This window comes from Massilia eburnea (assembly GCF_009720745.1).
In the GTDB taxonomy this organism is placed as follows: Bacteria; Pseudomonadota; Gammaproteobacteria; order Burkholderiales; family Burkholderiaceae_D; genus Rugamonas; species Rugamonas eburnea.
The window spans coordinates 1-22,609 of record NZ_WNKX01000011.1; the positions used below are offsets into that span (position 1 = coordinate 1).

Sequence of the window (22,609 nt, forward strand, 5' to 3'; positions counted from 1 at the left end):
GGGCGATGGCAACGCCCTGCCCGGCTTCCGCAGCGTGCTCGCCAGCACCGCCGCCGGCCAGCCCAGCGACGCCGTGCACCTGAGCGGCAGCCCGGACCAATGGCAGCAGCCGCTGCGCGCAGCCCTTGGCGACCGCCTGCAGCTGCAGCTGGCGCGCAACGACGACCGCGCCGTGATCCGCCTCGAACCACCGAATATGGGCAGCGTGGAAATTTCCGTGCGCCACACCGGCGGCGCGCTGCAGGTGAACCTCGCCGCCAGCCACAGCGAAGTGCTGCGCCAGCTGAACACCATTGGCGACGCGGTGCGCCAGGACCTGTCGCAGCGCCAGCTGGGCGAGGTGGCGGTTACGGTTACCGCAAGCAATGCGCGCAGCATGGCCGATGGCGGCCAGCAGCAGCGCCAGCAGGAAGCACAGCAACAGCGTGAGCAGCGCCAGCCAGGCCGCGCCCTGGACGATGGCGATGCCGGCACCACCACATTTGCCATGTTGGGCGAACGGGAGTAAGAAATAGATGAATAAGAAACTAGTTCTGATCGTAGCAGGCGCCTTGCTCCTGGTCGCGGGCGCGGCCGGCGGCGCGGCCTGGTACTTCAAGGGAAAGACCGCCGAGCCAGCCAAGGCCGCCGCCGAGGAAAAGAAACCCGGCGAGCCGCTGAAATACCTGACGATCGAGAAAGTCATTGTCATGCTGCGCCGCCAGCCGGGCGACACGGTGCCGCACTATATGTCGGCCGACCTCGTCATCTCGACCACGGCCAAGCAGGAAAAAGATGCCAAGGAAGCGCTGCCCATGCTGCGCAGCGTGGCGGTACGCGCCCTGTCGGCGCTGCCGATGGAAAAGGCATCGATGATGACCATCGACCAGTTTGTCGAGGAATTGAACAAGGCTTACGATGAAGCCTATACGAAGGAACAGCGTCCGCGCCCCTTCGAGCAGGTCATGATCGGCAAATTGATCCTGGAATAAAGAGGCTGCCATGGGATTGGTGGACACGCTTGCAGACCCTTATGCCGAAAGCTACGGCGCCGTCAGCGTAGCCGACGAGCAGAAGCACCTGCTCGCCTATGCGCCGCTGGTCAAGCGCATCGTGCGCCAGCTCAACTCGCAGGTGCAGGGCGCCATCGACCGCGACGATATGGAGCAGATCGGCCTGATGGGCTTGCTGGAAGCGCTGCGCCGCTACGGCGAGCCCGATACCGGCTTCGGCAGCTATGCCTCGCTGCGCGTGCGTGGCGCCATCCTCGACGAGCTGCGCCGGCAGGACTGGCGCCCGCGCGCGGTGCGCCAGCAAAGCCACAAGATGCGCGATGCGGTGCGCGACCTGACGCGCAAGCTGGGCCGCGAGCCCAGCGAGCAGGAAGCCATGAAGGCGCTCGGCCTCGATGCCGAAGGCTACCAGGCCTACCTGCTCGACGAGAACGCGGAAACCATCGCCAGCTTCGACGACATCCTGCAGGACACCCTGGCCGACACCGGCAGCGTCTCCGGCCCGGAAGAGCAGCTGATGATACGCCGCAGCCTGGAACAGGCGCTGAACGGCCTGGACGAACGCGAACAGCGCGTGATCCAGATGTATTACGAATTCGAGCTCAGCTACAAAGAAATCGCCGCCGTGCTGGACCTGACCGACGCCCGCGTCTGCCAGTTGAACAAGCAGGCCCTGAACAAGATGAAAGCGGTGCTGGCGGCCTGACGCCGCCGCCCTCCTGAAAAGATCTATCGAAAGGCATACACCATGCAGCAATTATTCGGCATCATGATCGTGTTTGGCTCGGTGTTCGGTGGCTACGCCATGATGGGCGGCCACTTCACCGCGATCTGGCAGCCGCTGGAGCTGCTGGTGATTGCCGGCGCCGGCTTTGGCGCCTTCGTCATCGGCAATCCGCGCCATGTGCTGGCCGAGACCATCACCCAGGTCAAGCACCTGCTGTCGCGCAAGAAGTACGACTCGGAATTCCAGCGCCAGCTCCTGCTGCTGATGTATGAACTGCTGCAACTGGCCGCAGGCGGCCTGAAGGCGCTCGACGCCCACGTGGAGGCGCCGCGCGAATCGCCGCTGTTCCAGCGCTATCCGCTGATCCTGGAAGAACCAAAGCTGCTGGCCTTCATCGTCGACAACTTCCGCCTGATGGCCATGGGCAAAATCAACGCCCACGAGCTGGAGGGCGTGCTGGAGCAGGAACTGGAAGCCATCCATGAAGAGCTGACCCAGCCCGCCAAGTCGCTCAACAAGATTGCGGAAGCCATGCCGGGCTTCGGTATCCTGGCCGCCGTGCTGGGCATCGTGATCACCATGGGCACCGTGGGCGAAGGCGCCACCTCGGCCGAGATCGCCGAACACGTGGGTGCGGCCATGGTCGGTACCTTCATCGGCATCTTCCTGTGCTACGGCGTGCTGGACCCGATCTCGAACATGCTCAAGCAGCTGGTGGTGCAGGAAGCCTCCACCATGGAAAGCGTGAAGGTGGTGCTGGTGACCCACGTGGCAGGCAAACCGCCCCTGCTGGCGATCGACGCCGGGCGCCGCCTGGTGCAGCTGAACATCAAGCCAAGCTTCGCCCAGCTCGAGGGCTGGATCAATGCAATGGAGGGCGGCGACGAGCCGGAGACCAGCTCGCGCCGAGGAGGTGGCCGTGCTAAAGCCGCATGACAAACACCATGAGCAAACCATCGTCAAGCGCGGCGGTGGCAAGCACAAGCACGACGAACACGGCGGCGCCTGGAAGGTAGCCTTTGCCGACTTCTGCCTGGCGCTGATGTGCCTGTTCCTGGTGCTGTGGCTGATGGCCGTGCGCAACCAGGAAGCGCTGGAACACGTGCTGACCCAGTCCGACGGCAGCAAGACCGATGTCGGCAAGGGCGTGATGCCGGAACAGGTGGGCGGCCCGCGCGGCAGCCTGATCGAACGCTTCCCGATGCCGCGCACCGGCAATACCGACGTCGACGGCAACGCCACCCAGGGCTACAACAAGAGTCCGACCCAGACGGCGGAAAACCGCGTGCGCTACGAGTCGCCGGAAGACCTCAAGCTGCTGTCGAAAACCCTCAGCAAGATGAGCGAGGAAAACGGCCTGTCGAGCAACCTGGAGGCGGTGATCACGCCCTACGGCTTGCGCGTCATGCTGCACGATACCGACAGCCAGGGCATGTTCGTGCGCGGCTCGGCCGTGCCGACCGACAAGTTCGCACGCCTGCTGCAGAACATGGGGCCGCTGTTTGCCAAGATGGAGAACCAGATGCTGATCGTCGGCCACACCGACTCGTCGCAATACGCCGATACCAGCTACAAGGCCTTCTCCAACTGGAACCTGTCCAGCAACCGCGCGATGGCCGCGCGTTCGCAGCTGCTGGCGGGCAGCATGCCGCAGGACAGCGTGCTGCAAGTGGTGGGCATGGCCGACCGTGCGCCGCTCGATGCGAAACGGGCCGATGCTGGTGTCAACCGCCGTATTGAATTGCTGATCCTGACTACCGGCCAGGCGAAAGCCATTGCCGATATGTTTGGCATGCCAAGCAGCAAGACTGCTATCATCCAGGAATCGGATCTCCCCGCACCCGGCCTCTTGCAGCAATTGCGACAACAACTACTGCCTGGCAAGGGGAAGAGCAATGGCCATTAATGTTAAGTCAAGAGGAAATCGTATGAGGATTTCCGGTTCCACCCCAGGCACTCCGGTGCAAACCGTGGCCGACAGCGCAGCAGCCGACGCGGCGCGCCCGGCCGCCGCCCCGGCCGCCCAGCGCGCGCTCGAATCGGCTGTCATGCAGCCCGCCATCAAGGCGATGAAGGAAATGGGCGATATCGACCACGAGCGCGTGGCCCAGCTGCGCGATGCCCTGGCCAAGGGCGAGCTGCCCTTCGATGCCGGCAAGCTGGCCGGCCTGATCCAGAAATTCCACCGGGGCGAGCAGTGAAAGAGCTGTCAAGGCAGGACGCCATGAAGATGCTGCTCGATGGCATCAAGGCGGACTTGCAAACTTACCAGCAGATGCTGGACCTGATCGCCCAGCAGTTCGAAGCGGCCGTGCGCCACCAGAGCGAACGCCTGGGAGAAATCGCTAAAGAAATCGGCGCACTGGTCGATGTCCTGGAAGCGCGCCGCGCCCAGCGGGTCGAACTGGCGACCCGCCTGACCGGCCCCGCACCGTCCATGGAACAAGTCTTTGCCCTGCTCAAGCCCGAGCCGCGTGCGCGGCTCGAAGCGGACTGGGCCCAGCTGGAAGCCATGGTGCAGACGGCGCGCGAAATGGGCCGCCGCAATGCCGATTTGCTGGCGGAGCAATACACCATCATGCAGCGCGTGCTGCATGGCGACGATCAAACGTATGAGCCGGTCTGACTTCACTGCCTTCACGCCCGCCACCGCGCCCACCCAGGCGACGGCGGCCACCGCGAGCAATATGAGCGCCACGCGCCCGGTGCTGCCGGCTGCCTTCAGCACCAGCTTCGCGGCCGGCACCGGCGCCGCCAGCGCGGCAGGCAACGCGCCCGACAGCGCCCGCCTGAACGCGACCTTCCGCCAGGTGCATGACGAAGTGGCACGCTATATCGCCTCAGCCGGCACGGCAGGCGCCGGCGGCGCTTCCGCCGGCAGTGCGCTGACCGCCGATGGCGCCGCATTGCGCGCCCGCATCGCCGCGCGCGCCATCGGTGGCAGCGACCGAGACAACAGCGTCCCTGACGCCGCGCAGCAAGCGTTCCTGGAAGCGATTCGACCGCACGCCGAAGCAGCGGCCGCCCGCCTCGGCGTGGCGCCGGAGCTGGTGGCCGCCCACGCCGCCCTCGAGTCCGGCTGGGGCCGTCACGCCCCGGGCAACAATATGTTCGGCATCAAGGCCGGCGGCAGCTGGCAAGGCGCCGTGCAGGCGCTGGCCACGGTGGAAGTGGACGCCGGCGTCGCGCACAACCGCAATGAACAGTTCCGCGGCTATGGCGATATGGCAGGTTCATTCGAGGACTACGCCGGCATGCTGCTCGACAATCCGCGCTACCGGCGCGCCCTCAACACCGGCAGCGATGCGCAAGCCTTCGCCCACGCCCTGCAGGCGGGCGGCTACGCCACCGACCCCGCCTATGCCGACAAGCTGGGGCGCGTCGCCGCCAGCATCAAGGCAGTTCAGCAGGCTCAACAGTCCCAGCGTCAATAACGCGCGCCCGGATCTGGGTGCCGCTGCTGTTTTTCACGCGAATGATGGCGCCGCGCGCGCCGTTGTCCAGCGCCTCGCCCGCCATCGATACTTCAATCTGCTCGCGCCGCGCGACGATGCGCACCTGGTCGCCCCGTTTCACCAGCTGCGGCGCCACCAGCATGTTCTGCCGCATCACCTCGCCGGCGCGGATGCTGCGCCGCGCCGCCATCCCTTCCAAATCGGCAGGATTGGAAAAAGTATCAGGAATCAAAGTGATATCGTGGCGCTGCCACAACAAGTCTAAAGGCGACAGAATTTTTCCGGATATTAAATCGTTTGCCGCGACGACAACCTTCGCCGAAACCTTGCCCTTTGCAATGAATTCATAACGCCAATTTTGCAAGCTTGGGCAGACAACCACGAAGCGCATGCGCGCAATGCCGCGCGGATCCAGGCTCTCCACCCTGGTCTCAGAGGGACAGGCCGGAATCGTCCGATGATTCCTTATCACTTCCACATCGAACTGCGGCTCCAGCCAGCGCTGGCTTTCTGACAGGTTTTGCAACTGATTTTTTGCAGCTTCTTGCACCTTGCTCAACAGATCTTCCATTTCTAAAGCACTTGCATTTGAGAAATGACAAATGCTCAAGAGCAATAAAGCGCGGAAAACATGTACAATGAGATTGTTGGGCATGGGCAATACCTTTAGACTGTAAATTCGCTGGGACATTACCAGAGGAGAGTATCAAATGGCCATTAATTTCAAAGACGCGGTAGGCCTTCACGCCGATGCACTGCAGCTGCGTGCACAGCGGACCCGCATCCTCGCATCGAATATCGCCAACGAGAACACGCCGGGCTTCTCCGCTCAGGATATCGACTTCAAGGAGTCGCTGGCGCGAGTTGAAGCCGAAACGGCGGGGGAACCTGTCTTTGAAGGCGACGGTGAAACCAAATTCCGTGTGCCCTACCACCCGACGGGCGACGGCAACACCGTCGAAATCGGCGTCGAGCAAGCCGCATTCTCGCAGAACGCGACGGACTTCGCGACCAGCCTGACGTTCATCAACATGAAGCTGCGCGGCATCGCCAAGGCCATCAACGGCCAGTGATTGAGGAGTATCCCATGAGCTTTAAAGACATTGCGCAAATCGCCGGCTCGGCGATGGCGGCGCAGACGGTCCGCCTGAATACCGTTGCATCCAACCTGGCCAACGCCGATTCCGTGGCCGGCAGCGAGGGCGAAGCCTATCGCGCCCGCAAGCCGGTGTTCGCCGCCATGATGGATCAGGGCGCCGATTCCGCCGCCGGCCGCGTGCAGGTGGTGGACGTGGTGCAGTCGGCCGAACCGCTGCGCAAGGTCTACGAGCCGGGCAACCCGCTGGCCAATGCCGACGGCATGGTGTTCTACCCTAACGTCAACCAGGTGGCCGAGATGACCGACATGATGTCGGCTTCGCGCGCTTTCGAAACCAATGTGGAAGTGCTGGGCCGCATCCGCGGCATGCAGGCTTCCCTGCTGAAACTGGGTGAATCCTGATGGAAACCAACCTGTTCACCAATGCGGCCGCGCAATCGGCCAACCCGGCCGGCGTGGCCATCAACGGCGCCTCCAGCGAAGGCCGCGACATGTTCACCAAGCTGCTGGTGGCCCAGATCCGCAACCAGGATCCGCTCTCGCCGCAAGATCCATCGCAGTTCGTCCAGCAGCTGACCCAGCTGTCGCAAAGCGAAGCGCTGCAGAACCTGGCCAGCCTGACTTCCGCCAACGCCTCCGTGCTGCAATCGATGCAGGTGCTGGCCATGGGCGCCCAGGTCGGCTCCGACGTGCTGGTGCAGTCGGACCAGGTACAGCTCGACACCCGGAAAGTCGAAGCCGAAGCCACCCTGGGCAGCAGCTCGGCCAAGACCAGCCTGCTGCTCACCGCCAGCAACGGCCAGCAGGTCGAGCTGGTCCTGGGCAGCCTGCCCGCCGGCACCCACCAGTTCAGCATCGACCCGGTGGCCCTGGGCCTGCAGCCCGGCACCTATTCGATGCGCGTGGTCAGCGACAGCAATGCCAGCGTGCCGCTGGCGGTGCAGGGCCGCCTCGACAGCGTCCAGGTCGGCGCCGGCGGCAACACGACCGTCAAGATTGATTCCGTCGGCGAAGTAGCGCCGTCGGCCATTACCGCATTCCGGGGCAAAGCTCCGGCTTCCGCTATTTAACGAAAGGTCCTCGCCATGAGTTTCGATATCGCTTTGTCCGGCATCCAGGCCATCAATGAGCAACTGGGCACGATTTCCAACAATATCGCCAACGCCGGGACCTTCGGCTTCAAGTCCAGCCGCGCCAACTTCGCGTCGCTGCACGCGGGCGCGCAGCCGACCGGCGTGCATGTGGAATCGCTGACCCAGTCGATCGGCCTGAACGGCGGCATCCAGGCCACCAACCGCAGCCTCGACGCGCTGATCAACGGCCGCGGCTTCTTCGTCGCCAAGGATTCCACCGGCCAGACCAGCTACACCCGCGTCGGCATCTTCAACAAGGACGCCACCGACTACATCGTCAACAGCGCCGGCGCGCGCGTGCAGGGCTTCCAGCTGACCCCGCCAAGCATGGTGGCCGGTCCAATGGGCGACATCAAGGTGCCGACCAACCTGCTGGCCGCCAAGGCGACCAGCAAGCTCGACTTCGTGGCCAACCTGTCGGCGGACTGGACTGTCCCTACCGGCAATATCACCACCAAGCTGCCGGACGCCACCGTGACCCCGCCCGTGGTGCCGGACGCGAATATGTACAATATGTCCAAGGTCACCGTGGTGCATGACTCGCTGGGCGTTGAGCACACCGTCACCCAGTACTTCGTGAAGGACCCGGCTGCGCTGACGGTCAAGGTGTATTCCGCCGTCGACGGCACCGACCTGGGCGCAGCCGGCGGTTCGCCTTACACCCTGACCTTCGACGCCAACGGCCAGCTCGATACCGCAGCCAACGGCGGCGCCAATTACGTGCACAACCTGACCTTCAGCCCGAGCCCGGCTGCCGCCATGTCGGTCTCGCTGGACTACACCGGCACCACGTTCCAGAAAGGCGAGTCGACCACCTCCACCAATGCCGCCGACGGCTATGCCTCGGGCAGCTACGTGGGCGTCGACCTGGACCCGCAGGGCAATGTGGTGGCCAAGTATTCCAACGGCGAAAAGCAGGCCGTGGGCCGCCTCGCGATTGCCACCTTCCCGGACGAAGATGCGCTGACCCCGGTCAATGAAACCTCGTGGACCTCCAACGTCCAGTCCGGCAACCCCAACCTGTCCGAAGCGGGCCAGGGCGTGGCGGGTTCGCTGACGGTCGCTTCGCTGGAAACGTCCAACGTCGACATTACTGCCGAACTGGTCAGCCTGATGACCTCGCAGCGCAACTACCAGGCCAACTCCAAGGTCATCACCGCGGAGAACCAGATGCTGCAGTCCCTGATGCAGGCCCTGTAACAGGACGACTGAATGGACGCGCTGATCTACACCGCGATGAGCGGCGCCGAGCGGGCCATGCGTGGCCAGCAGGTGCACGCCAACAACCTGGCCAACCTCGACACCAATGGCTTCCGCGCCAACCTCGAGCTGGCGCAGGCGGCCAGCCTGCCCGGCTACGGCTACGACGACCGCCATATGTCGCAGATCCAGGCCAATGCCGTGACGGACCGCCAGGGTGCGCTGCACCAGACCGGCCGCGAACTGGACATCGCCATTTCCGGCAACGGCTACTTCGCCGTGCAGGGTCCGAGCGGCGAAGCCTATACCCGCGCCGGCGCCGTCACGCTCGACGCCGACGGCAGCATGACCGTCAACGGCATGCAGCTGCTGGGCGAAGGCGGCCCGATCACCCTGCCCCCGCACCGCAAGATGGAAATCGGCCAGGACGGCACGGTGTCCGTGCTGGGCGCCGGGGCCGACGCGCAGATGCAGGTGATCGACAAGCTCAAGCTGGTGCGCGCCGAAGCGTCCGAGCTGACCAAGAATGAAGCGGGCCTGGTGGTGGCGCGCAACGGCCAGGACCTGGCCGCCGATCCCACCGTGCAGGTCAAGGCGGGCCACCTGGAAGGCTCGAATGTATCGGCGGTCGAAGAGATGGTCGCCACCATGAGCCTGAACCGCACTTTTGAAGTCCAGATGAAATTGTTCAAGGCCGCCGACGACATGACTTCGACCGGCAACAAACTGATTACCGGCTAAAGGAGATTGACGATGAATCCAGCAATGTGGATCAGCAAAACCGGCGTGCAGGCGCAAGACGCCAAACTGCAGGCGATTGCCAACAACCTGGCCAACGCCAATACCGTGGGCTACAAGCGCGACCGCGTGGTGTTCGAAGACCTGTTCTACTCGATCGACCAGCAGCCGGGCGCCCAGCGTGCCGACAACAACACGCTGAACCCGTCCGGCGTGCAGATGGGTAATGGTACCCACCTGGTCGGCACCCAGAAGATCTTCACCAACGGCAGCCTGCAAACCACCAATAACGCCCTTGACGTCGCCGTGATGGGCAACGGCTTCCTGCAGGTGCGCCGCCCGAACGGCGAACCGGCCTATACCCGCGCCGGCCAGCTGCAGGTGGACAAGGACGGCGTGCTGGTGAATGCCTCCGGCCTGCCGCTGGTGCCGCAGATTACCGTGCCGGCCAACGCCACCGTCATCACCATCGGCGAAAACGGCACCGTGTCGGCCACCATTCCGGGCAACACCCAGCCGACCGAGCTGGGCCAGTTGACCCTGACCTCCTTCATCAACCCGACCGGCCTGCAGGCCCTGGGGGAAAACCTGTTCGCCGAAACGCCGGCATCCGGCGCACCGACCGAAGGCCGCCCGGGCGACGCCCAGTTCGGAAAGCTGAAGCAAGGCGCGCTGGAAGGCTCCAACGTGCAGGTGGTGGAAGAGATGGTGGACATGATCGCCGCCCAGCGCACTTACGAGATGAACACCAAAGTACTGACCGCAGCCGACAATATGCTGCAATACCTGGCACAGGCCGCACGCTGATGAAAACCGCCCTGCCCGCGCTGGCACTTCTGCTCCTGGCTGCTTGCAGCAGCCTGCAGCCGACTGTGCGTCCGGCGCCTTTCGAAGAAGCCCCGAGCGTGGCGCGCAGCACGCAGCCACGCGGCAGTTCCGGCGGCGTCTTTAACCCGGACAGCAGCATTTCGCTGGTGTCGGACAGCCGCGCCTTCCGCGTCGGCGACGTGGTGACCGTGATCTTGCAGGAAACCACGCAGGCATCGAAGAGTGCCGGTACCACCCTGGGCAAGGATGCCAGCGTCGGCATCGCCGCGCCCGGCCTGCTGGGCAAGACTTTCCCGAAGGCGGGCGTGGACTTGTCCGCGCAGCGCGGATTCAAGGGCGATGCCTCGAGCACGCAGCAGAATGCACTCACTGGTGCGATTACCGTGATCGTGCAGGAAGTGATGCCGAATGGCTTGCTCAAGGTGGCCGGCGAGAAAGTGCTGACCTTGAACCAGGGCGAGGAATTCGTACGCCTGCGCGGCTATCTGCGCGCGGCCGATATCGATGCCAATAACCAGGTATCGTCGCAGCGCATTGCCAATGCGCGCATTGCCTACGGCGCGCAGGGGTCGCTCGCCGAGACCAACCAGCCGGGCTGGTTGACGCGGTTCTTCCTTGGCCCCTTGATGCCATTTTGAGGTGAGTGATGATGTTCCGCTTTCAACCCGGTAAACCAGGGTCAGACCGAAGGGTCAGGCCCTTTATACGCGGCGGCCGCCGGACCTGGGTCAGCCCCTTGGGTCTGACCCAGATTTACCGGGTTCTGGCAGCGCTGATGCTGGCAATAGCCATCCCCGCATCAGCCGCCCCCACCCTGCGCAACCTGGTTGCCATCGAGGGCGTGCGTGACAACCCCCTGGTTGGCTACGGCCTGGTCGTCGGCCTGAACGGCTCCGGCGACTCGACCCAGGTGAAGTTCGCCAGCCAGTCCGTGGTCAACATGCTCAAGCAATTCGGCGTGAAAATGCCCGACGGCGCCGACGCCAAATCCAAGAATGTCGCCGCCGTGATGGTCTCGGCAACCTTCCCGCCCGGCTACCGCCGCGGCCAGCCGATCGACGTCACCGTTTCCTCGCTGGGCGATGCCAAAAGCCTGCGCGGCGGCGCCCTGCTGCTGACGCCGCTGAAAGCCGCCGACAACGAAGTCTACGCCCTGGCCCAGGGCAATGTGGTGGTAGGCGGCCTGTCCGCAGGCGGCAAGAGCGGCTCCTCGGTCACCGTGAATACCCCGACCGCCGGCCGCATCCCGAACGGCGCCGTGATCGAACGCGAGATCGCCACCGACTTCGCCACCAAGCCGAGCGTGCACCTGTCGCTGCGCCAGCCGAACTTCGAGACCGCCACCAATATCGTGGAAGCGATCAACCGCAAGTTCGGCAATGTGGCCAGCACCGCCGACGGCACCGGCATCGACGTCCTCGCGCCGGAAAACCCAACCCAGCGCGTCGCCTTCATGGCCAAGCTGGAAGCGCTGCCGATCGAAGTGGGCGCCGAGACCCCGAAAGTCGTCTTCAACTCGCGCACCGGCACCGTGGTCATCGCCGACGGCCTGCGTGTGAAGGCCGCCGCCGTCACCCACGGCTCGCTCAAGGTGGTCATTTCGGAAAGCGCGAAGGTCAGCCAGCCGGCGCCGTTCAGCCAGGGCCAGACCACGGTCACCCCGCAATCGAACGTGGCGGTGGACGAAGCCCGTCCGCACACCTTCAAGTGGCCGGCCGGCGCCAAGCTGCAAACCATCATCGACACGGTCAACAGCCTGGGCGCCACGCCGGACGACATCATGGCTATCCTGCAGGCGCTGGACCAGGCGGGCGCCATCGAAGGCGAACTGGTGGTGATCTGATGGACAGCCGCTTCCTGCCCATGCCGGTGCGCCAGCTCGATATCGGCAAAGCCGCCGAGCCAACAATCGGCGAGGCCGCCCCTGCGCCCCAGACCGACGAGTCGCGCTACCACGCCAAGGCCACCGAAGCGGCAGTCAAGTTCGAAAGCTTCTTCATCGCCCAGACCTTGCACAAGATGCGCGACGCCACCAAGGCCATGGCGGACGACGACAGCATCTACAAGGACTCGATCAACAGCGACATGCTGGACATGGCCGACAATATGGTGGCTGACCAGCTGGCCGGACGGCGCGCTTTCGGCATCGCCGATGCCATCCTGCGCCAGCTGGCGCCGCCTGCGCAGCCTTCCGCGACAGAAAATTTCGTTTTACCAAAGAAAAACCCGACTGACGCTTAATCCCCGTCCCGGCGCGGTCGCCTTTACACGTTAACGGGTCGATGCCTTGGAGCAACGGCCTCAGCCCAAGGGAAGATTGCACCATGTCGATTATCAATAATGCACTGTCAGGATCGTTGGCGGCCCAGACCGCCATCAATACGAGCAGCCAGAACATTGCAAACCTGCAAACGAAGGGCTATACCCGCCAGGGCGTACTCCTGTCGGCGGTGGCACCGGCCAGCGGCACCAAGGGCGCCGGCTTCGGCGTCGAAGTCAGCCAGCTGCTCCGTTTTTCCGATTCCTACAAGAGCCAGCAGCTGTGGCGCGCCAATTCCGAACTCGGCTCGCGCACCCAGTCCCAGCCCTACTTCACGCAGCTCGAGCGCGTGATGGGCGATGACAAGACCAGCCTCTCGAATGGCGTCGACCAGTTCTTCCGCGCCCTGAATGCCGCCGGCGTCGACCCGGTATCGACGCCGCTGCGCCAGCAAGTGCTGACCTCCGCCAACGCCATGGCGCAATCGTTCAACAGCATCTACAACCTGACGCGCCAGCAACAGACGTCGGTCGACCAGCAGCGCGACGCCATGCTGCCGCAGCTGAACACCCTGACCGCCAATATCGCCAGCCTGAACCAGCGCATCACACAGGCCGGTTCGCTTGGCACCAATACCTCCGCCCTGATTGACGAGCGCGACCGCAATATCGATTCGCTGGCCAACCTGGTCTCGGTGGAAGTGCTGGAACAGCCGGACGGCACCCGCAGCGTCTCGCTGCGCAGCGGCCAGCCGCTGGTGGCCGGCAACCTGGCCGGCACGCTGGACATGAATACCGCGACCACCCCAGCCTCGCTTGAGCTGAAATTCGCCGGCACCACCTTCGGCCTGGACGACACCAAGGTCGGCGGCCAGCTGGGCGGCCTTGGCGACTTTGAAAAGAACTTCCTCACTCCGCTGCAGACCTCCCTGACCGATATGGCCGACCAGATGGCCACCATGGTCAACACCCAGCTGAAAGCCGGCTTCAAGCCCGATGGCACGGCTGGCGTCGACCTGTTCTCGTTCAACCCGACTGGCGCCGGCGGCATCCTCAACCTGACGCCAGGCATCCAGGCCGCCGACCTCGCGTTTTCGGCCGACGGCCAGCCAGGCGACAGCGGCAACCTGCAACAGCTGATCGCCATCAAAGGCAAGCCGGTGACCCTGGCCTCGGTCGGCACCGTGCTGCTGGGCGACGCGGACACCCAGCTGGTCGGCAAGCTGGGCATCGACAGCGGCCAGAACCAGTCGCTGCTGGACACCGCCACCACCATCCGCCAGCAGTCGGAAGACGACTGGGCAGCGACCAGCTCCGTCAACAAGGACGAAGAAGCGATCAACCTGGTCGAATACCAGAATATGTACCAGGCGAACATGAAGGTGATCGCCGTGGCCAATACCCTGTTTGACGCCACCCTGGCGCTGTTCTAAGGATAAGCAAGATGCGCATCGCCTCCAGCCAGTTCCAGGCTTCCATGAACCGCTCGCTGCAGATCAACCAAAGCGTGATCGCCAAGCTGACCGAGCAAATGGCCACTGGCAACAAGATCCAGGTGCCGTCCGACGAACCGATCGCCAACGTACGCCTGTCGCGCCTGCGCCGCGAAGAAAACATCGTCGGCCAGTACATCGAAAATATCGACGCGGTGAAAATCCGCCTGTCCAAGAACGAGACCTACCTGACCTCGATGGTCAACGACATGGGCTCCGCGCGCGACCTGTTCGTCTGGGCCTCGGACGGTTCCAACACGTCGGCCGACCTGAATTCGATGGTCAACAGCCTGACCTCCCTGCGCGACTCGCTGTACTTCAACGGCAACACGCTCGACCAGGAAGGCAAGTATATTTTCTCCGGCACCGCGACCGGCACCCCGGCCCTGACCCTGAACGCCGCCGCCGCGCCCGGCTCGCGCTACAGCTTCAGCGGCAATAACAATACGCAAGAAGTTGTGGTCGGCAACGGCATCACCCAGCCGGCCAACGTCACGGTCGACGGCATGGATGTCTACCTGAACAAGCTGGACGTGGCGATTAACCTGCTGAGCTCCCCAGCTGCCAGCCTCAGCAACCCGGCATTGCAAGCCGCGCTGAAAGACGCCCTGGACGGCACCGACACCGCGCTCAACCTGGTCTCCGGCAAGATCGCCCAGTTCGGCGGCGCGCAAAACGTGATGGAAACCCTGTCCAACAACCACAGCAACGTCAGCCTGTCGAACAAGATCGCGATCACCGACATCGCACAACTGGATTACGGCCTCGCCGCCACCCAGCTCTCTGGCTACAATAGCGCCTTGCAGGCAACGTACCAGGCGTACGCCAAGGTCAGCAACCTGTCGCTGTTTAACGTCATCTCCTGATCATCATGGAAATCGCCCAACGCCCCAGCACACCAGGACTCAGCACCCGCGCCACCGCCAATCCAGCGGCGGGCCAGGCCGAGTCCACGCTGGCGGATGCGGGCACGCCCGTCGAGCAGGCGGCCGCCAACGATGCGCCAGCGCCCCTGCGCCGCGGCCTCAGCAATCTCAACGCCCCGCTGCAAAGCGACGTCTCCGGCGCCCAGCAAGCGATCGACTTCCTCGAACAGAGCGCCGCCCAGCTGCGCGCACTGAAGACCGACATCGCCGCCAAACTGGCCACGCGCCAGATGCGCGACGGCCAGGTAGAACAGCGCGTACGCCAGTTCACCGAAACCTGGCGCAGCCGCAGCCAGGCCTCCGGCGGCACGCTCGACGCCCAGCTGAACTACTCGAACGACCCATCGACGCAACGCTTCAGCGTACGCGGCATGACGCTGGCCAACCTGCGCAACGGCGCCCGCGAAACGCTGGCCATCTCGGTCGGCGGCGGCACGGCCGGCCTGCGCTCCGTGCACCTGGCGCCCGGCCTGTCGGACGGCGAGATCATTTCCCGTTTCGACCAGGCCATGGCGCCCGCCGGCGTACGCGTTTCCGTCAACAAGGATGGCGAGCTGGTCTTCAGCACGCCTGAAAACGCCTGGCCCGCGGTACGCGACTCGCTCGCGGTCCAAGGTTCCGGCATCCGCTTCCCCGCCGGCCAGTTGAACCGCGTACGAGCCGAGGCCGAAGCCCCCGTCGTCATGCCGGAAAACTGGGGCACCAGCGACATCGACTCCATGCGCGCCACGCTGCAGCAGGTGACGCAAGCGCTGTCGCAAGTGGAAGCCGCGCTGGCCAAAGTGCGCCAGGAATACGTCGCCACGACCCAGCGCATGCAAAGCAGCTTGCCCGAGATTGAAGTCGCCGGCATGGGCCAGATGGCCGACGTCTTCCGCAACATCGCCAACGAGCCCGGCTACGCCGCCCTGGTCTCGCTCACCTCCGCCCTGGTCGGCATCAACCGCGACCGCGTCGTCTCCCTGCTCCGACTATCTTAAAAGTCGGGGTCAGCTCTGGCAATCGGACATTTCTTGCGCCAACGCAAAACAATCTGACTTCGGCAGGCCTACACTGGCCTCATGAACCGGCCACTGCGCATCGAGCACGACAATGCCGTCTATCACGTCACCTCCCGCGGCGACAGGCGCTGCACTATTTTCCGCACAGATAGCGACCGCCTGACGTGGCTGTCAATTCTCGGCGAGGTATGCGAGCGGTTTGACTTTGTCGTGCTTGCCTACTGCCAGATGGGCAATCACTACCACCTCCTCGTTCAAACCAGGCAAGGTCAGCTTTCGCGCGGCATGCGCTACCTCAATGGCAATTACTCACAATACTTCAACCGCCAACATGGCTTGGTTGGCCACGTATTTCAGGGCCGCTATCATGCCGTGCTTTGTCAGGCGGAGCAGTACTTGATGGAGATCACGCGCTATACGGTGCTAAATCCTGTTCGTGCCGAGCTGGTTGCACACCCCGGCCATTGGGTATGGAGCAGCTACGGCATCTTGGTCGGCACGGTTGACGCACCCGTATGGCATGAACGCGACACCGTACTTGCACGGTTTGGGAACCCTCGCGACACCGCAATCGAAGCCTTCGAAGCCTTTGTTTTGGAAGGCATCGGCAAAGAAAGCCCCTTCCATGCGGTGCGCAACCAGCTATTCCTGGGTGACGACGCCTTCTGCGAGCGCGCGGCGGCGCGGGAATTTCACGGCGATATGCTTGAAATCAAACGCACGCAGCGGCGCGCAATCATGCGGCCTCTCGCCGAATATTTCGAGCTCTACCCGGAAGAGCATGAAGCGATGGCGCAGGCCTACCTGTCGCACGCGTATACCATGGCCGAGATCGCCGAATTTCGGCAAGTTTCCACCCGCACTGTCAGCCGCGCAGTTAAGTTTCACCTTGAAATGTCCGATTGCCAGAGCTGACCCCGACTTTCAAATATCAAGCCAGACGGGCGGGGCCGCGGGTCATGGCGGTCATTTGGGCGGGCGGCATGGGGTGGGCGTAGACGTAGCCTTGGGCGTAATCGCAGCCGGCGGCTTTTAACAAATTGAGCTGGGTTTCGGTTTCGACGCCTTCGGCTACCACTTTCAGGCCCAGCTTGTGGGCCATGACAATGATGCCTTCACAGAGCGCGAGGTCGCCGGAATCGCCGGCCAGGTCCATCACGAAACTGCGGTCGATCTTGAGGTAGTCGATGTCGAAATTCTTGAGGTGGGCCAGTACGGAGTGGCCAGTGCCAAAGTCGTCGAGCGCAACTTGCAGTCCCATGGCTTTGAACTGGCGCAAGCGCTCGACCACCGGTCCGCTGTCTTCGAGCAGGAGGCGTTCGGTGATTTCGATGACGATGCTGCGCGGCGCCAGCGCCAGTTGTTCAACGTAGTGCATCCACTTTTCGAAGAACTCGGGGCCGGTGCGGAATTGCACGGGCGATTGATTGACGCTGATCTGGAACGGCCGCCCCAGTTCCTGCTGCCAGCGCTTGGCCTGGTCGGCGGCATTGCGGAACACCCAGTCGCCGATTTCCAGAATGATGCCGCTGGCCTCGGCACTGCCGATGAAGTCCACCGGGTTCAGCATGCCGCGTTCGGGGTGGCGCCAGCGCAGCAGCGCTTCGGCGCGCTCGATGGCGCCGGTGTGCAGGTTGACGATGGGCTGGTAGTGCAGCTCAAACTGCTGGTTGGCGACGGCCATCTGCAAATCGCGCGTGATGCGCAGGCGCAGCTGGGCGGCGGCCTGCATGTCTTGCGTGAAGTAGCTGTAGCGGTTGCGGCCGGCATTCTTGGCGGCGTACATGGCCTGGTCGGCGTTGCGCAGCAGTTGCTCGGGGTCGTTGGCATCGGAGGGATGCAGGGCAATGCCGATGCTGGCGGAAACAGAGCCGGTGGCGTCGCCCAGCATGAAGGGCCGGTTGAGGCTGGCGATGATCTGCTGCGCCACGCGCTCGGCGCTGGTGATGTGGTCGAGCCCGGGCAGGATCACCACGAATTCGTCGCCCCCCAGGCGTGCCAGCGTATCGGAAGCGCGCACGCAGGCCCCGATGCGGGAGGCCGCCTCCACCAGCAGCGCATCGCCCATTTCGTGGCCGAGCCGGTCGTTGATCTCCTTGAACTGGTCGAGGTCGATGAACAGCAGGGCCAGAAAGAGCCCGTCGCGCCGGGCTTTCTTCATTTCCTGCGACAGGCGGTCCTGGAACATATTGCGGTTCGGCAGGGCCGTCAGCGAATCGTAATTGGCCTGGTGCCAGATCAGCTCGGTCGACAGCTTGCGCTCGGTGATGTCGCTGACCAGCGCCAGCGCGCCGAGGTAGCTGCCATCGGCGTCGAAGATGGGATTGGTGGCCAGCGTGGCCCACATTTCGCTGCCATCCTTGCGCAGGAACTTGAATTCGTGGCGTTCGGCGATGCCCTGCTGGCGGCGCGCGATATTGCGTTCGAGCAGGGAGCGCCCTTCGTCGTCCATGAAGCGCACCAGGGGCTGCTCCAGCATTTCCTCGATCGTGTAGCCGAGCATGGCGGCCATCTTGGGATTGACGAAGCTGGTGCGTGCGGCGGCGTCGATTTCCCAGATGCCCTCTTCCGCGCTATGCACAATGCGGCGGAAGCGCTCTTCGCTCTTTTCCAGCGCGGCCAGCTTGCCTTCGGCCATTTCGAGCACCAGCCGCAGTTGGGCGGCGCCCGGGGTGCCGCTGCCCAGCAAGGTGACGGCAAAGCCGCGGTCGCCGCGGCCGCGCGTCATTTGCAAGGACAGGCGCTGCGCTTCGTCGGTGCTGAGGCTGTTGGCGACGAAGGCGTCGAAGTCGGCCAGGAAGCGCTGCGCAACGAACTGGCGGAATGGCACGGCATCCGGATTGTGGCGCGGCAGGCCAAGCAAGTCTGCACCCACCAGGTTCATCTGCTGGATCGTGGTGTCGCTGGCGAGGACGAAATAGCCAACCGGGGCCAGCAGGTAGAGGTCGTTGAAATAATCCTGGTCGGTGCTCAGTTCCAGTTTGCCGTCGGCAAGCTGCATCCCGTTGTAGACGGCCGGCGGGGTGCCGCCCATGGCGGCCAGCACGGCTTCGCCGGGCAAGAGGGAGTCAAGGCCAGCCAGTCCGGGGACGGCGGGCCGAATGGCGGCCGCCTGCTCCGCCTGCCTGGGATGCTGGTCTTTATCCATATTGGTTCCAGCCTAGCATGCCCTTGTGACAATGTCGAGCCGCTAACTTTGGCGATGCGCGCGGTTCAGGCGATGCTCCGCAATCCGTTGTAATTGCTCGAATGCGAGGCTGAGTATCCAGTAAATTGCAGCTGCGGCAAGATACAGCGGCAAGGGACGGAAGGTGGTGGCAATCACTTCCTTCGTCGATAGCATCAGCTCAGTCATGGTGATGACCGAAACCAGGGAGGTATCCTTGATCAGGCTGATCAGGGTATTACTCATTGATGGCACGGCAATGCGCAACGCCTGTGGCAGGATCACGTAGCGCAGGGTTTGCCCGTAACCCATGCCCAGGCTGTAGCTGGCCGACCATTGCCCTTTGTGGATCGAGAGGATGGCGCCGCGCAGGCTTTCCGACAGGTAGGCGCCGGCGTTCAGGCTCAGCGCGAGGATGCCGGCGGTCACCGGCGTGAACTCAATACCGGCTGAGGGCAGTCCGTAGTAGATCACGAACATCTGCACCAGCAGCGGCGTGCCGCGCATCAGGCTGACGTACACATTGGCTGGCCAGCGCAGCCATTTCCAGGGCAGGATGCGCATCACGGCTGTTGGAAAGCCCAGCACCAGCCCGCCCACCATCGAGGCCACGGCGAACGCCAGCGTGTAACTGGCGCCCTTCAGCATCACGGGCGCCGCCTCGTGCAGCAGGTCCAGCCACTCCATGCTTACGGCGCCTTGCTCACGTCAACGCCGAACCATTTCACAGAAATGGCTTTCAGGCTGCCGTCGGCGGCGGCATCGGCCAGCACCTTGTTGATGGCGGCCTTGAACTCCGGATTGCCCTTCTGGAACGGGATGCCCATGCGCTCGACCGCGCCGACGCGGGCGCCTGCCTTGATCGGCAGCTTGGTGGTCTTCAGCATATAGGCGGCGATCAGGCTGTCGTTCAGGGCCGCGTCAATGCGGCCCAGGGCCAGGTCCTGCATTTGTTCGGCGGAAGCGGGATAGCCTTTGACTTCGATGCCCGGCACGGCTTTGGCCTGCATCTCGTACACGCTGCCCTGGCCGGCGCCGACGCGCTTGCCTTTCAGTTGCGCCAGTTCGGTCCAGTTGTTCTTGTCATCCTTGCGCACGATCAGCATCGGCGAGGAGTAAATATAAGGCGAGCTGAAATCAAACACCTGTTCGCGTTTGGGATTGATGCCGACCTGGGAAATGATCACGTCGTATTTGTTGCTGGCCAGGCCGGCCAGGATCGACGCCCATTCCGACGTCACGAATTCCAGCTTCAAGCCCAATTTGCTCGCCACCAGGCGCGCTACGTCCACGTCGTAGCCGGCCAGCTCGCCATTCTTTTCCTTGAAGTTGAACGGCGGGTAGACGCCTTCCATCGCAACTTTCAGCGTGCCGCGCGCCTTGACGGTTTGCAGCAGGTCGGCAGCGCTGGCGTGCAAGGTGGCGGCGGCCAGCAGCAAGGCGATCAACGGTTTGCGCATCGGTAATCCTTTAGTAAGAGCGGCTGCGGCCGAATTTGTGGCCGACGACGAGGGTGGTGCTGGCAACCAGGGTCGATAAGCCAAGGATGAGTTGCACCAGCTTGTCTTCGGGCAGGGTCCAGAGGCGCCCTTTGGGCGGCTCGGCGCCGGCGATGGCGCACAGCAATGGCTCCACCCAATCGGCTTCAGGTGTAACATCGAGGATAACGGCGCCCTCGGTGGTCTGCATAGTGATGTCGCCCCCTTCGGCCAGGCTGAAACACACGCCGTAGCCGGTTTCCTGCTTGCCGACGTGTTCTTTCAGCGCGAGGTCGTGCTCGGCGATCCACAGCTCCACATCCTGGGGCGTTTCCAGTGCAGTCCAAGGCACCGGGCGAAAGCGCGGCTTGGCCGCTTCGTCGTCTTCATTAAACATGGGTCAGGAGTGTAACCGAATCAGTGGGAGGTGGTATGAAAGTAAACGAATATGTTTCTGAGTTTGATGCGTTCTTCGGCAAGCTGCTGGATGAGCATCCGGAGATGGTTGAGGACCAGAGGCGCGGGTGGAATATCTGGTGGGATCATACGGTGGATCTGGAGGCGGAGCGGCTGGCGCGGACGGATGCGGTGCCGACGCCGGCCTATTACTACCACTGAAAACCGGTAAACCGATGTCTGACCCACAGGGTCAGACACCTGGCCGGCGGCCGTCGCGTATCAGTGCCTGCCCCTGCGGGTCAGGCGGGGCGGCCATCCGACTGGGTTACCGGCTCAGCCTTTCCACGTCCGCTGCAAGCCGGTATCGGCATGAATCCAGCCCCCGCGCGGCCCCTCACGGTAATAGAATCCCACGCCGCCCTGCCGGAAACTCTGCACCAGACTCCCCAGCACCTCGGCATTCAAATTCGGAATCCGGATATCCGCCGCGCGCCCGCTCATGTGCAATGACTGCCGCGCCGCCGGAATCCCTTGCTCGATCAGCCGCTTGTTGGATGCCGGCGTCCGATACCCCGACAGGATCTCCAGCGGGCTCTCAATCCCGAACCGCTGCACGAAGGCCTGCGCGCCCCACAGCGTCTCGAACAGCTTGGGATCGATCGGCGCCGTCTCCTTCCCATTCACATCGCGCAGCAGATGGCAAAGCTCCTGGTAGGCTGAATCGATGATATCGCCGTCCTTCCAGTACAGCAGCCTGGCCTTTTCCCCGCTCTGCGGACGAATCACGCTGATGGTGCGCGGCTTGACCCAGAATTCCAGGTCCAGCATCTGGGCGTCGAAGATATCGGGCGGCGGTTCCGGCTCCTGGGCCGTGCGCCCGACCAGCGGCAGGCCCGCCAGTGCGGTGCCCGCCATCATATGAAGGAAGTCTCTGCGTGTTGCCATGGTAATTACATCTATATGCAATAGGCTAACTATAGCAACAGCTCGGGGAATTGAGAAACCCCTTTAACAAATTGTCGTAAACTGGCCAATCAGGTCCACTGGTCCAGCAGGTTCCCTTCCGAGTCGCGGAATGAGCCAATCACGATCATGATGAAATCGACGAAAGCCCAGATCCCAAAGCCGCCGAGCGTGAGTATCTGCAAGATGCCGGTGCCGACTTTGCCGACGTAGAAGCGGTGAACACCGAGAAAGCCCAGGAAGAAGCACAGGATCGCTGCCGGCAGAATACGTTTCTGGCTGGCGGACAGGGACTGGTTTGGCTTCCCGCAGCTGGGACAGGCACGTGCGGTGTTGTGCATCTTGCTGCCGCAAGCGCGGCAAAAAATCATTTGCGAATCGACTTCAGTGTTCATCAGGGAGCGTCCATTGAGAAATTGTTATCTTAAAATAATAACACCGCGGGGTCCCCTCAAAATTCACTAAATATCACCTTGCAATTTAGCAGCCGGCGCGGCGATCGTCAGGTCGGACGTGGCGACTGCCACGCAGGGCAGGATATAGCCTTCGCGCTTTTCCTCCAGGCTCAGTCCCGGCCACTCGATCAGGTGGCGCGCGCTACCGCTCGTCACCTGGCAAATGCAGGTGCGGCAAGTGCCGTTGCGGCAGGAACTGGGCAGGACCACCCCGGCGCGGGCAGCCGACAGCAGCAGGCTGGCTTCGCCATCCGTTTCGAACGATAATCCCTTCGGCTCAACTCTTATCTGAAACAC

The 22,609-nt window shown here is 63.4% G+C and carries 30 protein-coding genes; 22 read left to right on the forward strand and 8 right to left on the reverse strand.

The annotated features are described in order from the left end of the window. The 8 genes from GM658_RS15440 to GM658_RS15475 form a co-directional block, all read left to right on the forward strand. A partial coding sequence (locus GM658_RS15440; protein ID WP_170298830.1) for a flagellar hook-length control protein FliK occupies positions 1–508 on the forward strand: 508 nt, incomplete at its 5' end. 7 nt (positions 509–515) lie between these two features. Beyond that, complete coding sequence (locus GM658_RS15445; RefSeq protein ID WP_155454950.1) at positions 516–971, forward strand: flagellar basal body-associated FliL family protein; 456 nt, start codon at positions 516–518, stop codon at positions 969–971. Positions 972–981: 10 nt separating this feature from the next. After that, positions 982–1,698, forward strand: a complete 717-nt coding sequence (locus GM658_RS15450) for a FliA/WhiG family RNA polymerase sigma factor (protein WP_155454951.1) — start codon at positions 982–984, stop codon at positions 1,696–1,698. 42 nt (positions 1,699–1,740) lie between these two features. Next, a complete protein-coding gene (motA, locus tag GM658_RS15455) occupies positions 1,741–2,655 on the forward strand; it encodes a flagellar motor stator protein MotA (RefSeq protein WP_155454952.1) in 915 nt (304 codons plus the stop codon). Then, positions 2,639–3,625 carry a flagellar motor protein MotB gene (locus GM658_RS15460; protein ID WP_371865121.1) on the forward strand — a complete coding sequence of 329 codons (987 nt, stop codon included), beginning with the start codon at positions 2,639–2,641 and terminating at the stop codon, positions 3,623–3,625. The genes motA and GM658_RS15460 overlap by 17 nt, the downstream gene beginning before the upstream one ends. A gap of 22 nt (positions 3,626–3,647) precedes the next feature. Next, positions 3,648–3,920, forward strand: coding sequence for a flagellar biosynthesis anti-sigma factor FlgM (gene flgM / locus GM658_RS15465; RefSeq protein WP_229416924.1), 273 nt, complete (start codon positions 3,648–3,650; stop codon positions 3,918–3,920). Further along, entirely contained in the window at positions 3,917–4,345 is a 429-nt protein-coding gene (locus tag GM658_RS15470; RefSeq protein WP_371865122.1) for a flagellar protein FlgN, read from the forward strand. The genes flgM and GM658_RS15470 overlap by 4 nt, the downstream gene beginning before the upstream one ends. Next, a complete protein-coding gene (locus GM658_RS15475; protein WP_229416925.1) occupies positions 4,314–5,153 on the forward strand; it encodes a glycoside hydrolase family 73 protein in 840 nt (279 codons plus the stop codon). The genes GM658_RS15470 and GM658_RS15475 overlap by 32 nt, the downstream gene beginning before the upstream one ends. Here the strand turns inward: GM658_RS15475 and flgA are convergent. Next, the gene (gene flgA, locus GM658_RS15480) at positions 5,113–5,829 is read right to left on the reverse strand and encodes a flagellar basal body P-ring formation chaperone FlgA (protein ID WP_229416926.1); all 717 of its coding nucleotides are present in this window, start codon (positions 5,827–5,829) and stop codon (positions 5,113–5,115) included. The two genes, GM658_RS15475 and flgA, sit on opposite strands and share 41 nt — an antisense overlap. A gap of 55 nt (positions 5,830–5,884) precedes the next feature. On the opposite strand from flgA, the gene flgB reads away from it, so the two are divergent. The 13 genes from flgB (at position 5,885) to GM658_RS15545 (ending at position 16,766) form a co-directional block, all read left to right on the forward strand. Then, positions 5,885–6,247, forward strand: coding sequence for a flagellar basal body rod protein FlgB (flgB, locus tag GM658_RS15485; protein ID WP_155454957.1), 363 nt, complete (start codon positions 5,885–5,887; stop codon positions 6,245–6,247). Between the two features lie 14 nt (positions 6,248–6,261). Then, on the forward strand, positions 6,262–6,675 hold the full coding sequence (gene flgC, locus GM658_RS15490; RefSeq protein WP_155454958.1) for a flagellar basal body rod protein FlgC: 414 nt from the start codon (positions 6,262–6,264) through the stop codon (positions 6,673–6,675). After that, on the forward strand, positions 6,675–7,343 hold the full coding sequence (locus GM658_RS15495) for a flagellar hook capping FlgD N-terminal domain-containing protein (RefSeq protein ID WP_155454959.1): 669 nt from the start codon (positions 6,675–6,677) through the stop codon (positions 7,341–7,343). Before flgC ends, GM658_RS15495 begins: the two co-directional genes overlap by 1 nt. Before the next feature lie 15 nt (positions 7,344–7,358). Continuing rightward, positions 7,359–8,606: a flagellar hook protein FlgE gene (locus tag GM658_RS15500; RefSeq protein WP_155454960.1), complete on the forward strand. Its 1,248-nt coding sequence runs from the start codon at positions 7,359–7,361 to the stop codon at positions 8,604–8,606. Between the two features lie 12 nt (positions 8,607–8,618). Beyond that, entirely contained in the window at positions 8,619–9,347 is a 729-nt protein-coding gene (gene flgF, locus GM658_RS15505; protein ID WP_155454961.1) for a flagellar basal-body rod protein FlgF, read from the forward strand. A gap of 12 nt (positions 9,348–9,359) precedes the next feature. Further along, complete coding sequence (gene flgG / locus GM658_RS15510; RefSeq protein WP_170298831.1) at positions 9,360–10,151, forward strand: flagellar basal-body rod protein FlgG; 792 nt, start codon at positions 9,360–9,362, stop codon at positions 10,149–10,151. After that, the gene (gene flgH, locus GM658_RS15515) at positions 10,151–10,810 is read left to right on the forward strand and encodes a flagellar basal body L-ring protein FlgH (protein WP_155454962.1); all 660 of its coding nucleotides are present in this window, start codon (positions 10,151–10,153) and stop codon (positions 10,808–10,810) included. Before flgG ends, flgH begins: the two co-directional genes overlap by 1 nt. A 137-nt stretch (positions 10,811–10,947) precedes the next feature. Then, positions 10,948–12,015, forward strand: a complete 1,068-nt coding sequence (locus GM658_RS15520) for a flagellar basal body P-ring protein FlgI (RefSeq protein WP_155454963.1) — start codon at positions 10,948–10,950, stop codon at positions 12,013–12,015. Continuing rightward, a complete protein-coding gene (locus tag GM658_RS15525; protein ID WP_229416927.1) occupies positions 12,015–12,413 on the forward strand; it encodes a rod-binding protein in 399 nt (132 codons plus the stop codon). The genes GM658_RS15520 and GM658_RS15525 overlap by 1 nt, the downstream gene beginning before the upstream one ends. An 83-nt stretch (positions 12,414–12,496) precedes the next feature. Next, on the forward strand, positions 12,497–13,864 hold the full coding sequence (gene flgK / locus GM658_RS15530) for a flagellar hook-associated protein FlgK (protein WP_155454964.1): 1,368 nt from the start codon (positions 12,497–12,499) through the stop codon (positions 13,862–13,864). An 11-nt stretch (positions 13,865–13,875) separates the two neighbouring features. Beyond that, positions 13,876–14,790: a flagellar hook-associated protein FlgL gene (flgL, locus tag GM658_RS15535; RefSeq protein ID WP_155454965.1), complete on the forward strand. Its 915-nt coding sequence runs from the start codon at positions 13,876–13,878 to the stop codon at positions 14,788–14,790. 5 nt (positions 14,791–14,795) lie between these two features. Then, a complete protein-coding gene (locus tag GM658_RS15540; protein WP_155454966.1) occupies positions 14,796–15,830 on the forward strand; it encodes a hypothetical protein in 1,035 nt (344 codons plus the stop codon). An 81-nt stretch (positions 15,831–15,911) separates the two neighbouring features. Then, entirely contained in the window at positions 15,912–16,766 is an 855-nt protein-coding gene (locus GM658_RS15545) for a transposase (protein WP_155454967.1), read from the forward strand. A gap of 16 nt (positions 16,767–16,782) precedes the next feature. Here the strand turns inward: GM658_RS15545 and GM658_RS15550 are convergent, their stop codons facing one another. Genes GM658_RS15550 through GM658_RS15565 form a run of 4 tightly spaced genes read right to left on the reverse strand, consistent with a single transcriptional unit; the run spans position 16,783 to position 20,892 of the window. Beyond that, positions 16,783–18,999: a putative bifunctional diguanylate cyclase/phosphodiesterase gene (locus tag GM658_RS15550; RefSeq protein WP_229416928.1), complete on the reverse strand. Its 2,217-nt coding sequence runs from the start codon at positions 18,997–18,999 to the stop codon at positions 16,783–16,785. Between the two features lie 42 nt (positions 19,000–19,041). Continuing rightward, complete coding sequence (locus GM658_RS15555; RefSeq protein WP_155454968.1) at positions 19,042–19,704, reverse strand: amino acid ABC transporter permease; 663 nt, start codon at positions 19,702–19,704, stop codon at positions 19,042–19,044. A 2-nt stretch (positions 19,705–19,706) separates the two neighbouring features. Beyond that, positions 19,707–20,477: a transporter substrate-binding domain-containing protein gene (locus GM658_RS15560; RefSeq protein ID WP_155454969.1), complete on the reverse strand. Its 771-nt coding sequence runs from the start codon at positions 20,475–20,477 to the stop codon at positions 19,707–19,709. 10 nt (positions 20,478–20,487) lie between these two features. Next, the gene (locus GM658_RS15565) at positions 20,488–20,892 is read right to left on the reverse strand and encodes a hypothetical protein (RefSeq protein ID WP_155454970.1); all 405 of its coding nucleotides are present in this window, start codon (positions 20,890–20,892) and stop codon (positions 20,488–20,490) included. Positions 20,893–20,927: 35 nt separating this feature from the next. On the opposite strand from GM658_RS15565, the gene GM658_RS15570 reads away from it, so the two are divergent. Next, positions 20,928–21,113, forward strand: a complete 186-nt coding sequence (locus GM658_RS15570; protein WP_155454971.1) for a DUF3460 family protein — start codon at positions 20,928–20,930, stop codon at positions 21,111–21,113. A gap of 114 nt (positions 21,114–21,227) precedes the next feature. Here the strand turns inward: GM658_RS15570 and GM658_RS15575 are convergent, their stop codons facing one another. The 3 genes from GM658_RS15575 to GM658_RS15585 form a co-directional block, all read right to left on the reverse strand. Further along, positions 21,228–21,812 (reverse strand): YcbK family protein, encoded by a 585-nt coding sequence (locus GM658_RS15575; RefSeq protein WP_371865123.1) that lies wholly within the window; start codon positions 21,810–21,812, stop codon positions 21,228–21,230. 116 nt (positions 21,813–21,928) lie between these two features. After that, positions 21,929–22,252 (reverse strand): TM2 domain-containing protein, encoded by a 324-nt coding sequence (locus GM658_RS15580; protein ID WP_155454973.1) that lies wholly within the window; start codon positions 22,250–22,252, stop codon positions 21,929–21,931. Between the two features lie 66 nt (positions 22,253–22,318). Next, positions 22,319–22,609: a 2Fe-2S iron-sulfur cluster-binding protein gene (locus tag GM658_RS15585; protein WP_170298832.1), complete on the reverse strand. Its 291-nt coding sequence runs from the start codon at positions 22,607–22,609 to the stop codon at positions 22,319–22,321.

What these genes read in the sequence shown, in the direction of transcription:
- GM658_RS15580 (WP_155454973.1), bottom strand. Translation starts at nt 22,252, where the DNA reads ATGAACACTGAAGTCGATTCGCAAATGATTTTTTGCCGCGCTTGCGGC.
- GM658_RS15545 (WP_155454967.1), top strand. Translation starts at nt 15,912, where the DNA reads ATGAACCGGCCACTGCGCATCGAGCACGACAATGCCGTCTATCACGTC.
- GM658_RS15565 (WP_155454970.1), bottom strand. Translation starts at nt 20,892, where the DNA reads ATGTTTAATGAAGACGACGAAGCGGCCAAGCCGCGCTTTCGCCCGGTG.
- flgK (WP_155454964.1), top strand. Translation starts at nt 12,497, where the DNA reads ATGTCGATTATCAATAATGCACTGTCAGGATCGTTGGCGGCCCAGACC.
- flgH (WP_155454962.1), top strand. Translation starts at nt 10,151, where the DNA reads ATGAAAACCGCCCTGCCCGCGCTGGCACTTCTGCTCCTGGCTGCTTGC.
- GM658_RS15550 (WP_229416928.1), bottom strand. Translation starts at nt 18,999, where the DNA reads ATGGATAAAGACCAGCATCCCAGGCAGGCGGAGCAGGCGGCCGCCATT.
- GM658_RS15555 (WP_155454968.1), bottom strand. Translation starts at nt 19,704, where the DNA reads ATGGAGTGGCTGGACCTGCTGCACGAGGCGGCGCCCGTGATGCTGAAG.
- GM658_RS15500 (WP_155454960.1), top strand. Translation starts at nt 7,359, where the DNA reads ATGAGTTTCGATATCGCTTTGTCCGGCATCCAGGCCATCAATGAGCAA.
- GM658_RS15570 (WP_155454971.1), top strand. Translation starts at nt 20,928, where the DNA reads ATGAAAGTAAACGAATATGTTTCTGAGTTTGATGCGTTCTTCGGCAAG.
- flgC (WP_155454958.1), top strand. Translation starts at nt 6,262, where the DNA reads ATGAGCTTTAAAGACATTGCGCAAATCGCCGGCTCGGCGATGGCGGCG.
- flgA (WP_229416926.1), bottom strand. Translation starts at nt 5,829, where the DNA reads ATGCCCAACAATCTCATTGTACATGTTTTCCGCGCTTTATTGCTCTTG.
- GM658_RS15520 (WP_155454963.1), top strand. Translation starts at nt 10,948, where the DNA reads ATGCTGGCAATAGCCATCCCCGCATCAGCCGCCCCCACCCTGCGCAAC.
- GM658_RS15560 (WP_155454969.1), bottom strand. Translation starts at nt 20,477, where the DNA reads ATGCGCAAACCGTTGATCGCCTTGCTGCTGGCCGCCGCCACCTTGCAC.
- motA (WP_155454952.1), top strand. Translation starts at nt 1,741, where the DNA reads ATGCAGCAATTATTCGGCATCATGATCGTGTTTGGCTCGGTGTTCGGT.
- flgG (WP_170298831.1), top strand. Translation starts at nt 9,360, where the DNA reads ATGAATCCAGCAATGTGGATCAGCAAAACCGGCGTGCAGGCGCAAGAC.
- flgB (WP_155454957.1), top strand. Translation starts at nt 5,885, where the DNA reads ATGGCCATTAATTTCAAAGACGCGGTAGGCCTTCACGCCGATGCACTG.
- GM658_RS15540 (WP_155454966.1), top strand. Translation starts at nt 14,796, where the DNA reads ATGGAAATCGCCCAACGCCCCAGCACACCAGGACTCAGCACCCGCGCC.
- GM658_RS15450 (WP_155454951.1), top strand. Translation starts at nt 982, where the DNA reads ATGGGATTGGTGGACACGCTTGCAGACCCTTATGCCGAAAGCTACGGC.
- GM658_RS15495 (WP_155454959.1), top strand. Translation starts at nt 6,675, where the DNA reads ATGGAAACCAACCTGTTCACCAATGCGGCCGCGCAATCGGCCAACCCG.
- GM658_RS15525 (WP_229416927.1), top strand. Translation starts at nt 12,015, where the DNA reads ATGGACAGCCGCTTCCTGCCCATGCCGGTGCGCCAGCTCGATATCGGC.
- GM658_RS15445 (WP_155454950.1), top strand. Translation starts at nt 516, where the DNA reads ATGAATAAGAAACTAGTTCTGATCGTAGCAGGCGCCTTGCTCCTGGTC.
- GM658_RS15475 (WP_229416925.1), top strand. Translation starts at nt 4,314, where the DNA reads ATGGCGACGATCAAACGTATGAGCCGGTCTGACTTCACTGCCTTCACG.
- GM658_RS15575 (WP_371865123.1), bottom strand. Translation starts at nt 21,812, where the DNA reads ATGATGGCGGGCACCGCACTGGCGGGCCTGCCGCTGGTCGGGCGCACG.
- flgM (WP_229416924.1), top strand. Translation starts at nt 3,648, where the DNA reads ATGAGGATTTCCGGTTCCACCCCAGGCACTCCGGTGCAAACCGTGGCC.
- flgL (WP_155454965.1), top strand. Translation starts at nt 13,876, where the DNA reads ATGCGCATCGCCTCCAGCCAGTTCCAGGCTTCCATGAACCGCTCGCTG.
- flgF (WP_155454961.1), top strand. Translation starts at nt 8,619, where the DNA reads ATGGACGCGCTGATCTACACCGCGATGAGCGGCGCCGAGCGGGCCATG.